The organism is Aliivibrio wodanis (assembly GCF_052920805.1).
Window position 1 is genome coordinate 39,790 of sequence record NZ_JBREXA010000003.1, and the last position, 12,711, is coordinate 52,500.

The following is a 12,711-nucleotide window of genomic DNA, read 5'->3' on the forward strand; positions in this document are numbered from 1 at the left end:
GACGGATGTGCCGCATCTAACATAATAGAGAGAGAAAATGTGGCTTGTGATTAATGCCTGCTACACTGACACGAAGCAAGAAAGCGAAAGATCGTATTAAATCCAATTGAGGTGTGTTGTGTTTCCTATTTTATTAGTGATGTTTATTTTTGTTCCTATCATTGAAATTGCGCTGTTTGTGCAAGTCGGTGGAATGTTAGGAATGTGGCCCACCATAGCATTGGTATTGGTCACTGCATTTGTTGGTGCATCATTGGTGCGTAGCCAAGGTATTCAAACGTTAATGTCTGTTCAATCAAAATTGCAACAGGGTGAATTACCAGCACAGCAAATCGTAGAAGGCGTAATGTTAGCCGTTTCTGGCGTACTATTATTAACGCCAGGCTTTATGACAGATGCTCTGGGTATGCTTGTATTATTACCGGCACCAAGAGCATATTTAGCAAAACAATTAATGAGTCGTGTAAAAGTTAATGGCATGGGAGCATCACAAGGTGGATTCCATGCAGGTTTCGGTGGTGGATTTGACCAAAACAGGCCTTTTAATCAAGGCAACCCATTTGATCAGACAAACCACAATGACCAGCAAGGCGATGTATTTGAAGGCGAGTTTCAGCGTAAAGAAGACGATCCGAATAAAACCCTAAAATAATCACCCGATATATAAATTGAATTAAAAAAGCCGCGCTCTCCTTCTATATGAATTGAGAACGCGGCTTTTTTACTGTCTGAATTTACTGATTAATTAAGCCCTAACGTTTTAACCAAGAACGAGGATTTTGCGCTTTACTGTTACGGCGTATTTCGAAATATAGCGAAGATCTGTCTTGACCACCACTGTCACCAACCACTGCAATTGTTTCACCTGCGCGTACTTTGTCCCCTTCTTTTTTCATTAAGCTTTGATTGTAGCCATATAAGGTCATATCACCTTTACCATGATCAATTAAGACCATTAATCCATAGCCACGTAACCAATCAGCAAATACTATTTTACCTGAATAAACAGCTTTAACTGGGGTTCCATAGTCACTGGCAAGCACCATGCCTTTCCAAGTTAATTGTCCTGTTTGTTTAGTGCCAAAGCTGTGTAGGGTTTTGGCATTATTCACAGGCCAAGGTAAGCGGCCTTTTTGACGTTTAAGCCCATCCATAGGTACATTATTTTTTATCTTAGCTTTTGAAATGGCTGTTTTTCAACGTTTTTCGTTTTGTTGCAGTTCACTTAAATAGCTGTTTTCATTTGAAATACGTTTTTTAATGCTTGAAACTGTTTTCTTACGTTTATTTTGCGCTGTTTGTAAGTGACGTTTATCTTTCTTGTATTGACTTATCACCTGGCTTTGACGCTGTTGTTGCTTAAGAAGAGCTGCTTCTTTCTCTTTCAACTGCATGTTCGTAAATTCTAATTGAGATATTGCAGCAACACGAGTCTCTGAAAGGCGTTGTGCATATTGTGTCATGCGATCTATTTGAGTAGCTTCTTCGCCACTAAGGACATTAGATAACGGACTATTGTGATGGATCAGATAATAGTTAACTAATAGCTCTTTTAATACTTCAGTCTGCCCAATCTTTTGTTGATTAAGCTCTGATTGCTGTTGCTTTAAAGCGGTAATCGATTTTTTTAATGTTGTAAGCTCTTTTTCTGCCGTACGTGCTTTTTTTGAAGCATTAGCAATAGAAGTTTCATGTTGCCTTAGATCAGTTTGCAGATTAGAAAGCGCTTTTTTTTGCTTTATTAAAACTGAACTTTGACGAGATATTTCTTGTTTCATTCCCTTAAGTTCTGCGTCATTAGCATGACTTTGTGTAGGAAGAAAAAGCGTCAAGCATACTGCCGCTGTCAGGCAGAATTGACGATAAGAAAAAGAGAGATGTAATCGAGATATGTTCATCGCTGCATTATTTCAGATAGAGTCCCTTCTGACTAGGCAGAGTTTGTGTTTGCTCTCAATTGTAAAACCAATATCACAGCATTTTCGCTGGATTGGTTAGTTTTTTTATCCTTGCTAGTCTCGAAACAAACCCTAGGGTATACTTTCGCCTTAATTTTAGAGCCAATGGTAACTGAATCGCTAGAATGCATCAGCTTATCTACACATTAGAGATAAAGAATATGGAAACGTCAATCATCGATTTTGTAACCAATAATATGATTTTAGCCGTTGTTTGGGTTGGTATTGTTGTTGCGTTAATTCAAAACGTAGTAAAGCAAAAAACATCAGGCTATCAAGAGATTGATCCTGCACAAGCAACAACCCTAATGAATCGTGAAGAAGCGATCGTTATAGATGTTCGCTCTAAAGATGAGTTCAAATCAGGTCACATTACGGATGCTCGTCACATTTTACCAAGCGATATTAAAGCAGGTAACTTAGCTGGTCTTGAAAACTCAAAAACAACCCCAATTATTGTTGTATGTAAAACAGGTCAAACGGCTCAAGCTGCTGCTAACGATTTGCATAAAGCTGGCTTTGAGCAAGTTAAACTTCTTAAGAACGGTTTGATCTCTTGGAATGAAGCTAACTTACCGTTAGTAAAAGCGAAGTCGGCAAAAAACAAAAAGTAATTGCCCATTTCCTAAGCAACTGATTCATTTTGATGTGATATCTGGCTCATTTTTTAGATATCACACATGCAGAGTAATAAGACATCGTTATTCTGCTTCTATATTTATTATACATTAAAGGACTTTCTCATGGCTGAAGCTGCACAACAAGAACAACAAGAACAACAAAACTTCGCAATTCAACGTATCTTTCTAAAAGATGTTTCTTTTGAAGCGCCTAACTCTCCAACTATGTTTCAAAAAGAGTGGAACCCAGATGTTAAGCTGGACCTTGATACTCAAAGCCGTGAATTAGGTGAAGGCGTTTACGAAGTTATTCTACGTTTAACAGTTACTGTTAAAAACGAAGAAGAAACCGCTTTCCTTTGTGAAGTTCAGCAAGGCGGTATCTTTACTGCTGGTAAAATGGAAGAAGCTCAACTAGCACATTGCCTAGGCGCATTCTGCCCGAACATTCTTTTCCCATACGCTCGTGAAACAATCTCTAGCCTAGTGGTTAAAGGTACGTTCCCACAATTGAACCTTGCACCAGTTAACTTTGATGCATTGTTTATGAACTACCTACAAAACCAAGCTCAAGAAAACGCAGAAGCACCAGCTGAAGCTTAATAATTGATAGCTTAAGTTTTAATTAACTTAGCGCTATTGATTAACTTGTAGAGAATAAATGCACTTTTTATCTGATATACGTTCTATATTTATATGAATCTTATATCGTGATAATAGGTGCATTTTTCTTTTATCACTCCTTGTATTCTCAATACTTATTTGGATGACCATAATGACAACACAAACAGATTATTCTGATGTATCAATGACCGTACTTGGCGCGGGTTCATATGGAACTTCTCTGGCAATATCTCTTGCTCGTAATGGCGCAAAAGTGATTTTATGGGGACATGAAGAAAAACACATGGCTCGCTTAGAGGCCGATCGTGCGAACGAAGAGTTTTTACCTGGTGTACCTTTTCCACCGTCACTGATCATGGCGACTGATCTTGAAAAAGCAGTACAAGCAAGCCGTGATTTGTTGGTAGTAGTTCCAAGCCATGTATTTGGTTTAGTTCTAAGTAATGTAAAAGCATTTTTACGTGAAGATTCTCGTGTGTGTTGGGCGACAAAAGGGTTAGAGCCTGAAACAGGTCGTTTATTAAAAGAAGTGGCAGTTGAAGCTTTGGGTGAATCTCATTCATTGGCTGTACTTTCTGGACCTACTTTTGCTAAAGAACTTGCTTCTGGTATGCCAACAGCAATTGCTGTCGCGTCACCTGATCAGCAATTTGTAAAAGATCTTCAAGAGAAGATTCACTGTTCAAAGACGTTCCGAGTATATGCAAATAATGATTTTACTGGCATGCAACTTGGTGGTGCGGTGAAAAATGTTATCGCTATTGGCGCGGGTATGTCTGATGGTATTGGCTTTGGTGCTAATGCTCGTACGGCGTTAATTACACGCGGTTTGGCTGAAATGACACGTCTAGGTGTTGCATTAGGTGCAGAAGCTGAAACCTTTATGGGCATGGCTGGTTTAGGTGATCTAGTATTAACTTGTACCGATAACCAATCACGTAACCGTCGTTTTGGTTTGGCGTTAGGTCAGGGCGGCGATGTTAATAGTGCACAAGAAGAAATTGGTCAAGTGGTTGAAGGCTATAGAAATACTAAAGAAGTCTTTTTACTTGCAGAGCGTATGGGTGTAGAAATGCCTATAGTTGAACAAATTTATCAAGTATTGTATCAAGGAAAAGATGCAAGAATGGCAGCGCAAGATTTATTAGCGCGAGATAAAAAGTCAGAATCGTAATTCAAGGATGGTATGAAAATGAATGAGTGTAAGAAACATAAAGTCTGGGAAAAAATTGTTCAGGAAGCGCGTGAGCAATCAGAGCAAGAACCCATGCTTGCAAGCTTTTATCATGCCACCATTATTAAACATGAAAATTTAGCGGCAGCGTTAAGTTATATTCTAGCAAACAAGTTAGCAACAGCTTCAATGCCTGCTATGGCTGTGCGTGAAGTGGTTGAAGAAGCATTTGCTTCAGATCCAAGTATTACCGATGCTGCGGCATGTGATATTTGTGCGACGGTAACACGAGATCCTGCGGTGGCTATGTATTCAATGCCATTATTGTACCTGAAAGGCTACCATGCTCTGCAAGGTTACCGAGTGTCTAATTGGCTGTGGAAACAGGGTCGTGTTGCGCTTGCTACTTATTTGCAAAATGAGATTTCAGTGGCTTGTCAGGTAGATGTTCACCCTGCTGCGACAATTGGTAAAGGGATCATGTTTGACCATGCTACAGGTATTGTCATTGGTGAGACTGCGGTTGTGGAAAATGATGTTTCTATTTTGCAAGACGTTACTCTTGGTGGTACTGGCAAAGAGTGTGGCGATCGTCATCCTAAGATCCGTGAAGGGGTTATGATTGGTGCAGGGGCAAAAATTTTAGGTAACATTGAAGTGGGAGAGGGAGCGAAAATTGGCTCTTGTTCTGTTGTGCTTCAAGCAGTTCCTCCTCATACAACTGTTGCAGGTGTTCCGGCTAAGATTGTAGGTAGACCAAGTACAGAAAAACCGTCTTTCGATATGGACCAGCAATTCAATGGAAAATCCCAGACGTTTATCTCTGGTGATGGAATTTAATATTAGATCCAGTTAATCCATTTTATTACTTGTTTTTTATTAATAAAAATAGCCACTTTATAGTGGCTATTTTTGTATTTGGACGATGAAAAACGAGAAGTTATAACCCGCCTTCAAACCCCATCTGACGCCATGCTTCAAATACAATAATAGCAACGGAGTTAGACAGATTTAAACTGCGGCTGTCTGGCATCATAGGAATACGAACACGTTGCTCCATTGGTAAGCCATCAATCAAATCAGCAGGTAACCCACGAGTTTCTGGACCAAATAATAATACATCCCCTTTTTGATAGCTTGGGGTGGTGTGATGGCCTGTGGTTTTAGTGGTGCAAGCAAAAATACGGTGCTCTAAATCACTGTTATTTTCTAAATATTCAAGAAAAGCTGCATAGTTCTTGTGGCGCTTTACATGAGTTAGATCATGATAGTCTAAACCCGCGCGACGTAGTTTTTTCTCTTCTAAATCAAAGCCTAATGGTTCAATTAAATGCAGGTTAGCACCGCAATTAGCAGACAGTCGAATAATGTTACCTGTGTTTGGGGCAATTTCAGGCTCGTACAGCGCAATCTCAAACATAATGAACTCTTGAATAAAAGGAAATTAAACGCAGTATATCTAATTGATTGGTGTCGGGGTAGGGCGTACTCACAACAACCTGGCTTAGGTTGAGATTAGCCAGGTTGTCAGAGGTTATTATTGTTCGATAGGTAAAGTAATTGTCATACGTAATCCACCAAGAGGACTTTTGCTCGCAATGATGGTTCCGCTGTGTTGCTGTATCGCACTTTCTGTAATCGCAAGCCCCAACCCCGTTCCGCCACTGCTTCTGTCTCGAGCGGTAGAAACACGATAGAAAGGTTTGAAAATATCTTTTAATTCATCTTCAGGAACACCTTCGCCGTTGTCATCGACATGAATAATAAAGTGATTGGACGTCTGCTCTAGATTAACCGTAATAATGTCATTGCCGTATTTAATGGCATTTCGAATCACATTTTCTACGGCGCTCATTAGTAGATTAGGATTACCAAAAATAGGGGTTTCAATTAAGCCTGAATAGGTAAGTACCTTATTCATGTGTTCAGCCTCAAATTTGGCGTCTTCTAAAATATCAAACCATAGTGAATAGGCGTCAGTTTTCTCTCGCTCTTGATGGCTGTTCACTTGGATCCGTGATAGTTCTAATAACTCAGATATCATCTGTTCAAGGCGATCTGCTTCCATATCAATACGAGATAATTCGGCACTTTCTCCTTGCTTACGAGTCGCCAGTGCGGTTGCCATTCTTAAGCGTGTCAGAGGTGAACGCAATTCATGTGAAATATCGGAAAGTAATCTTTGTTGTCCTGAAATCATGGTGTTTAGAGACCCAACCATTTGATTGAAGCTTTGGCCTGTTTTTCTGAACTCTCTTGGTCCTTTCTCTAGTGCTTCATCTTTTTCAAATTGGCCTCTAGCAACCCGTTCAGCTGCTTTTTGTAGTCGTCTAGCTGGCTGACTTAATGCCCAAGCAAGCCAAAGTAAAAATGGGGTACTAACCAACATGGTGACTAAGAGAAGTTGTATTGGTTTATCTAAAATACGAAGAATAAATGGTGGTGGTTTTTTCCAGTACCTTCCGACATACATATAGACTTTTTCTTGAGCGATGATGATATCGAAAGGGCCAGCCATCATGGTTCGTCCATAAAGTTTTTGTTGTGGCAGCTCTGGGTCATCTGACAGAGTTAAAAAATTGAGTAGTGCTTTTTTTCGTCCTCGCAATTCTCTAGGCTTATCTAGGATCTCACCGGTAGGGGTTGTAAAAAAGAGAGCTAGATTTTCATCATGATCATGAGCTTTATGGCTGATCTCTTTTAGTGTTGTTTTTAACCCTTCTCGCTCTGAGTATTTTCCTGTGATGTAAGCAGCAACTTCTGTCATTTTATTTAGATGTTCTGTCGCAATGTTATGACGCGATCGTGGATCAAAATTGGGGCCAATAACGACCCCAATAAGCACCAATAAAAGGGTGAACCAAAAGATAGCAAAGATACGACCATACAGGCTTGAAACCAGAGGGAATTTTATTTTCTTGGTAAACAAGGCTTATTCCTCTACAAATAAATAGCCGCGGCCACGTAAGGTTTTGATACGTGGTTTCCCTTCTGATAATGGAGGTAATTTTTTACGCAGGTTAGATACGTGCATATCAATCGCACGATCAAAAGGAGCAAGACGTTTACCTAATACTTCTAGACTTAGCTCTTCTTTTGAAATGATCTCTCCTGGTTTTTGAATAAATTGCGACAGTAGGCCAAATTCTGTACCAGTTAAATCTAATAATTCACCATGGCTATAGGCTTCTTGTTTGCCGATAAATATTTCAATTCCCTGATAGTTAATGCTATTGCTACTATTACTTTCTTTAGCTTTAGTTTGTGTTCGGCGTAAGATGGCACGAATACGAGCTAGTAATTCTCTATCACTGAATGGTTTTGGTAAATAATCATCTGCGCCAAGTTCTAAACCAATCACTCGATCAATCTCTTCCCCTTTTGCTGTCAGCATTAAGACTGGGATTTCATTGGTTTCACGCAGTTTTCGTAGCATATCCATACCATTCATTTTTGGCATCATGATATCAAGAAGGATAAGGTCTAGATCATCGGTTACCGCTGCTAAACCCTCAAGCCCATTGCTAGCTTCTACAACGTTATAACCTTCTAAACTTAAAATGTCTTTGAGTAATGACGTTAGTTCAACATCATCATCAACTAATAAAATCTTTGCCATTATTTTTTACCTACGTAATATTCTATAACTACAGTATCGCCAAATACCTCGGTGAATACCAACCTTGAAAATGACCTTTACGTTGCTTTACGCTCAAAATACACTCATTTACTTTGGTTGGGCTATTCTTATGGCATACCAAGCAGCAACGAGCTGCTCTTGATGAAAAATGAATTTTCTGTAACGGAGATAACACAATGAACATGATGAAAAAAATGGTTTTAGGCGCAGTAATCCTTCCTCTTTCTTTAGCGTCAGCATCGGTATTTGCTGCGGGTGGTAAGGATCATCATGGTGGCATGCGTGGTGAAGGCATGGAAGGCGGCAAGTGTATGATGAAGGCTAATAAAAAAGCATTCAAAGCTCTTGATTTAACGGATGCTCAAGAAGATAAGTTTGATGAAATGCGTGATGCTCGTAAAGCGGAGCATAAAGCTAAAAAAGGCCAAAAACGTCAACCAACTGCTGAAATGAAAGCGGATCATGAAGCAATGCAAAACTTAATGTTAGCTGACAACTTTGATGAGCAAGCAGTGCGTGATTTAGCTGAAAAAATGTCAGAGCGTCAAATTGATCGTCGTGTTGAGATGATGAAAAAACGTCATGAAATGATGAATATCCTAACGCCTGAGCAAAAAGTAGAGTTTAAAGCGAACCAAGATAAATACATTGCAGATTGCGCTAAATAATCTTCAAAAAGTTTAATAAATTAAAGCGGGTCTTTATGAAAAATAAAGGCCCGTTTTTTTGTTCATGATTTTTTTGTTGTAAATATATTAATAAATGGAATAACGGTCATTGGATTAAGGCTTTATACTAAGAGTTGATTTTTAGGTGAATGGAAAAGAAATGACTCAACGATATGCCTCTTTAGTTACCACTGCTGCATGGCTTGCAACCATTGTTGCGACAATTTTAATGTTATTCAAATTAGGAACATGGTGGGTAACCGGCTCGGTAAGCTTACTGGCTTCATTGGTTGATTCTTTACTTGATATGGGCGCGTCGATTACTAATTTATTGGTTGTTCGTTATGCTTTGCAACCTGCCGATGAAGAGCACAGTTTTGGGCATGGTAAAGCTGAATCTTTAGCTGCTTTAGCTCAGGCGATGTTTATTTCGGGATCGGCTTGTTTCTTATTATTGAATGGTGTTGAACGTTTCTTTCGTCCTCAAGATGTAGTTGCACCTGAACTGGGCGTTTATGTCAGTGGGTTTGCCATTGTTCTCACCTTTGGCCTTGTTATGTTTCAGCAATTGGTGGTTAAACAAACCGGAAGCCAAGCGATTGCCGCAGACTCATTACATTATAAAACCGATCTATTTATGAATGCCGCTATTATGTTAGCACTTGCGTTAAGCTGGTATGGATGGCATCAAGCAGATGCTATTTTTGCTTTAGTCATTGGCGTTTATATTTTAATTAGTGCCTTTAAGATGGCCTACGAAGCAATTCAATTATTATTAGATAGGCAGCTACCAAAAGAAGAGTTAGAGCAGATTAGAGAAGCCTGTTGTCGAGTAGATGGAGTGCAAGGGATACATGATTTACGAACTCGTCTTGCTGGACCTACACGATTTATTCAGTTGCATTTAGAGCTGCCAGATCAAATGCCATTGGTTGAAGCGCATCGAATTGCTGACAAAGTAGAAGATGAACTTTTAACAGTTTTCCCACATTCTGATATTATTATTCATCAAGACCCGCTTTCAGTTGTGCTAGACTCAGACAGAGAGCAAACTCAGTACCAGTAAGAATTAGTAGTATTATTAGCAATTATTGTTTTTTCGTAACAGAAAAATGAAATAGTCGTGATTGATTCTGATGTGAATCAACGAACTTTTTCAGTAAAATGGTAATACTCTTACATAAGAAAAAAAATTACAGATTATTAATGGTGAGAAGATTAGGGAGTCTGCTTGCTGTATTAGAAATTGAAATTGAAATTCCCAACCATATTAGAGGGTAACCATGGTCAAGAAGATTGGTGTTTTAACAAGTGGTGGCGATGCGCCAGGTATGAATGCGGCAGTTCGTGGTGTTGTTCGTACAGCATTAACCGAAGGCCTAGAAGTATTTGGTATTCATGATGGCTACTTAGGTCTTGTTGAAGATCGTATCGAGAAGTTAGAGCGCCATAGCGTATCTGATATGATCAACCGCGGTGGCACATTCTTAGGTTCAGCTCGTTTTCCTGAATTTAAAGAAGTTGCTGTTCGTGAAAAAGCGATTGAAAACCTTAAGAAACACGACATCGATGCGTTAATCGTTATCGGTGGTGACGGTTCTTACATGGGCGCTAAGAAGCTAACTGAAATGGGTTACCCATGTATCGGTCTTCCAGGTACGATCGATAATGATATCGCAGGTACTGATTACACTATCGGTTACTTAACGGCATTAAACACAGTTATTGATGCAATTGACCGTTTACGTGATACATCGTCTTCTCACCAACGAATCTCAATTGTAGAAGTTATGGGCCGCCACTGTGGTGATCTAACATTAATGGCTGCAATTGCAGGTGGCTGTGAGTACGTAATTACTCCAGAGACTGGCTTAAACAAAGAAGCACTGATTCAGAATATTCAAGATGGTATTGCGAAAGGTAAGAAACACGCAATTATCGCGATTACTGAGTTAATGACAGATACAAACGCATTAGCAAAAGAGATCGAAGCTGAAACAGGTCGTGAGACTCGTGCGACAGTTCTGGGTCACATTCAGCGTGGTGGTCAACCTGGTGCATTTGACCGTATCTTAGCCTCTCGTATGGGTAACTACGGTGTTAAATTGCTTGTTGAGGGCCATGGTGGTCGTTGTGTTGGTATCCAAAATGAACAACTTGTTCACCACGATATCATCGATGCAATCGAAAACATGCGTCGTCCTGAGAAGCTAGAACTTTATAAAGTAGCGGAAGAGTTATTCTAATTTAGAATAAGGTTAATGCTATAAAAGAAAACCGAAGTTTAGGCTTCGGTTTTTTTATGTTTGAAAAATGATGTGTTTTAACTCATTTATAAATTGGTATCACTTCTTTATTCTAAATAGAGGTCGAGTGGGGTTTTGCTTTTTCTTCCTCCCACCTCTCGCGCTAAAGTAGGCACTAGATAGCCTGAAACGTTTTCAATTAACTCTCCCATTAATCGCTTTGCTTCTTTATCAGAGACAAAGAAATGAGCCGCCCCTTGCACCTTATCTAACACATGAAGGGTAATAAGGCAGAATACCTGCATCGAACAATGCCTCACTTAAATCAGTGAGAGCCTTTGTTGTATCATTGACGTCTTTAAGTAATACACTTTGATTTAATAGAGTGACGTTTGACTGTTTTAACAGGATCATTTTATTTGTTAGCTCAGAATTAATTTCATTTGCATGGTTAATATGAGTAACCAAAATTACCTGAAGTCTTGTCTTTGCAAATAAATTGCATAATGTATTAGTAATACGCTTGGGTATTACGACAGGTAGACGAGAATGAATACGTAGCCGTTTAATATGTGAAATGGCTTCAATTTGTTTTATTAACCATTCAATTTCGTGATCTTTTGCCATTAATGGATCACCCCCAGAAAGAATCACTTCATTCAGTTCTGGATGCTCAGCAATATAATCAATGGATTTTTGCCAAACCGATTTACTGCCTTTGTTGTCTTGATAGGGGAAGTGACGACGGAAACAATAACGACAATTTACAGCGCAGCCTCCTTTCAATATTAGCAAAACACGGTTTTTGTATTTATGCAGTAATCCAGGCTGTTCGTTGTCTTGCTCATCGAGAGGATCGTTCGAATATCCGTCATGTACTTCGAATTCTTGATCTAAAGGCAATACTTGACGTAATAAAGGATCAAAAGGGTTGCCAAACTCCATTCGATCGACAAAACTTGTCGGCACACGTAACGCAAATAACTTTTTCGCTTCTAATCCTTTCTCCCACGGAGAGCTATCAATCCCTAGAGTTGAAAGCAGTTGATGAGGATCTGAGGTCGCATTTGAGATCTCTTTGAGCCAGTTTTGCTCAACAGGAGCGTCATTTCGGGTTATTATGTGTGACATTATTTATAACTCAACGATGTTAAGAGGAAATCATGGCGTCAGTAAGTACCAATGAATTCAAAGGCGGTTTGAAATTTATGTTTGATAACGAGCCATGCTCAATTATCGACAATGAATATGTTAAACCTGGTAAAGGCCAAGCATTCAACCGTGTAAAACTTCGCAAATTGCTTTCTGGTAAAACACTAGAAAAAACATTTAAATCAGGTGAAAGCTTTGAGCTTGCTGATGTTGTCGATGTAGAACTTGACTACTTGTACAATGATGGCGAATTCTTCCATTTCATGAACAGCGTAAGCTTTGAGCAAATCGCTGCTGATGTTAAATCGGTTGGTGACACGGCTAAATGGTTAATAGAAAACAACACTTGTACAGTGACTCTTTGGAATGATAATCCAATTACAGTGACACCGCCAAACTTTGTTGAGATTGAAGTGACTGAAACAGACCCAGGTCTGAAAGGTGATACTCAAGGTACTGGTGGTAAACCAGCAACATTAGCAACAGGCGCTGTTGTTCGTGTTCCACTATTTATCGCTATCGGTGAAGTAGTGAAAGTAGACACTCGTACGGGTGAATACGTAGGTCGTGTTAAGTAATATCAATTATTATTGATATTTACACGTCAAAGAAAAGGTCACTTCGGTGGC

12 protein-coding genes and 2 pseudogenes are annotated in these 12,711 nt (G+C 39.4%); 9 read left to right on the forward strand and 5 right to left on the reverse strand.

Annotated features, from left to right (window positions below):
* Positions 1–118: 118 nt before the first annotated feature.
* The gene (locus ACU5DF_RS22460; RefSeq protein WP_446713674.1) at positions 119–652 is read left to right on the forward strand and encodes an FxsA family protein; all 534 of its coding nucleotides are present in this window, start codon (positions 119–121) and stop codon (positions 650–652) included.
* 100 nt (positions 653–752) lie between these two features.
* On the opposite strand, the pseudogene ACU5DF_RS22465 reads toward ACU5DF_RS22460, so the two are convergent.
* Positions 753–1,898: pseudogene (locus tag ACU5DF_RS22465) on the reverse strand (murein hydrolase activator EnvC family protein).
* Between the two features lie 221 nt (positions 1,899–2,119).
* Between ACU5DF_RS22465 and ACU5DF_RS22470 the strand changes: the two are divergent.
* The 4 genes from ACU5DF_RS22470 (at position 2,120) to cysE (ending at position 5,216) form a co-directional block, all read left to right on the forward strand.
* Complete coding sequence (locus ACU5DF_RS22470) at positions 2,120–2,572, forward strand: rhodanese-like domain-containing protein (protein WP_446713672.1); 453 nt, start codon at positions 2,120–2,122, stop codon at positions 2,570–2,572.
* A 129-nt stretch (positions 2,573–2,701) separates the two neighbouring features.
* Complete coding sequence (gene secB, locus ACU5DF_RS22475; protein ID WP_446713671.1) at positions 2,702–3,181, forward strand: protein-export chaperone SecB; 480 nt, start codon at positions 2,702–2,704, stop codon at positions 3,179–3,181.
* A gap of 163 nt (positions 3,182–3,344) precedes the next feature.
* Entirely contained in the window at positions 3,345–4,376 is a 1,032-nt protein-coding gene (gpsA, locus tag ACU5DF_RS22480; protein ID WP_446713670.1) for an NAD(P)H-dependent glycerol-3-phosphate dehydrogenase, read from the forward strand.
* 18 nt (positions 4,377–4,394) lie between these two features.
* On the forward strand, positions 4,395–5,216 hold the full coding sequence (gene cysE, locus ACU5DF_RS22485) for a serine O-acetyltransferase (RefSeq protein WP_045101059.1): 822 nt from the start codon (positions 4,395–4,397) through the stop codon (positions 5,214–5,216).
* A gap of 100 nt (positions 5,217–5,316) precedes the next feature.
* Here cysE and ACU5DF_RS22490 read toward each other — a convergent pair whose 3' ends face one another.
* The 3 genes from ACU5DF_RS22490 to ACU5DF_RS22500 all read right to left on the reverse strand — a co-directional run bounded on the left by ACU5DF_RS22490 (position 5,317) and on the right by ACU5DF_RS22500 (position 7,995).
* Complete coding sequence (locus ACU5DF_RS22490) at positions 5,317–5,796, reverse strand: tRNA (cytidine(34)-2'-O)-methyltransferase (RefSeq protein ID WP_045101060.1); 480 nt, start codon at positions 5,794–5,796, stop codon at positions 5,317–5,319.
* A 117-nt stretch (positions 5,797–5,913) separates the two neighbouring features.
* On the reverse strand, positions 5,914–7,305 hold the full coding sequence (gene cpxA, locus ACU5DF_RS22495; RefSeq protein ID WP_446713669.1) for an envelope stress sensor histidine kinase CpxA: 1,392 nt from the start codon (positions 7,303–7,305) through the stop codon (positions 5,914–5,916).
* 3 nt (positions 7,306–7,308) lie between these two features.
* Positions 7,309–7,995 carry a response regulator gene (locus tag ACU5DF_RS22500; protein WP_446713668.1) on the reverse strand — a complete coding sequence of 229 codons (687 nt, stop codon included), beginning with the start codon at positions 7,993–7,995 and terminating at the stop codon, positions 7,309–7,311.
* A 197-nt stretch (positions 7,996–8,192) separates the two neighbouring features.
* Between ACU5DF_RS22500 and ACU5DF_RS22505 the strand changes: the two genes are divergently transcribed.
* From ACU5DF_RS22505 to pfkA, 3 genes are all read left to right on the forward strand, one after another.
* Positions 8,193–8,684 carry a CpxP family protein gene (locus tag ACU5DF_RS22505; RefSeq protein ID WP_045101063.1) on the forward strand — a complete coding sequence of 164 codons (492 nt, stop codon included), beginning with the start codon at positions 8,193–8,195 and terminating at the stop codon, positions 8,682–8,684.
* Between the two features lie 160 nt (positions 8,685–8,844).
* Positions 8,845–9,750, forward strand: coding sequence for a CDF family cation-efflux transporter FieF (gene fieF / locus ACU5DF_RS22510; protein ID WP_446713667.1), 906 nt, complete (start codon positions 8,845–8,847; stop codon positions 9,748–9,750).
* A 217-nt stretch (positions 9,751–9,967) separates the two neighbouring features.
* Positions 9,968–10,930: a 6-phosphofructokinase gene (gene pfkA, locus ACU5DF_RS22515; protein WP_122033786.1), complete on the forward strand. Its 963-nt coding sequence runs from the start codon at positions 9,968–9,970 to the stop codon at positions 10,928–10,930.
* Positions 10,931–11,037: 107 nt separating this feature from the next.
* Here pfkA and epmB read toward each other — a convergent pair.
* Positions 11,038–12,061 (reverse strand): annotated as a pseudogene (gene epmB / locus ACU5DF_RS22520) (EF-P beta-lysylation protein EpmB).
* A gap of 32 nt (positions 12,062–12,093) precedes the next feature.
* Between epmB and efp the strand changes: the two are divergent.
* The gene (efp, locus tag ACU5DF_RS22525) at positions 12,094–12,660 is read left to right on the forward strand and encodes an elongation factor P (protein WP_045101067.1); all 567 of its coding nucleotides are present in this window, start codon (positions 12,094–12,096) and stop codon (positions 12,658–12,660) included.
* The last annotated feature ends 51 nt before the right edge of the window (positions 12,661–12,711 follow it).

Bases quoted from the DNA above. Each gene is read 5' to 3' on its own strand.
- efp (WP_045101067.1), top strand. From the start codon at position 12,094: ATGGCGTCAGTAAGTACCAATGAATTCAAAGGCGGTTTGAAATTTATG.
- cysE (WP_045101059.1), top strand. From the start codon at position 4,395: ATGAATGAGTGTAAGAAACATAAAGTCTGGGAAAAAATTGTTCAGGAA.
- gpsA (WP_446713670.1), top strand. From the start codon at position 3,345: ATGACCATAATGACAACACAAACAGATTATTCTGATGTATCAATGACC.
- ACU5DF_RS22490 (WP_045101060.1), bottom strand. From the start codon at position 5,796: ATGTTTGAGATTGCGCTGTACGAGCCTGAAATTGCCCCAAACACAGGT.
- ACU5DF_RS22500 (WP_446713668.1), bottom strand. From the start codon at position 7,995: ATGGCAAAGATTTTATTAGTTGATGATGATGTTGAACTAACGTCATTA.
- pfkA (WP_122033786.1), top strand. From the start codon at position 9,968: ATGGTCAAGAAGATTGGTGTTTTAACAAGTGGTGGCGATGCGCCAGGT.
- fieF (WP_446713667.1), top strand. From the start codon at position 8,845: ATGACTCAACGATATGCCTCTTTAGTTACCACTGCTGCATGGCTTGCA.
- ACU5DF_RS22470 (WP_446713672.1), top strand. From the start codon at position 2,120: ATGGAAACGTCAATCATCGATTTTGTAACCAATAATATGATTTTAGCC.
- secB (WP_446713671.1), top strand. From the start codon at position 2,702: ATGGCTGAAGCTGCACAACAAGAACAACAAGAACAACAAAACTTCGCA.
- ACU5DF_RS22505 (WP_045101063.1), top strand. From the start codon at position 8,193: ATGAACATGATGAAAAAAATGGTTTTAGGCGCAGTAATCCTTCCTCTT.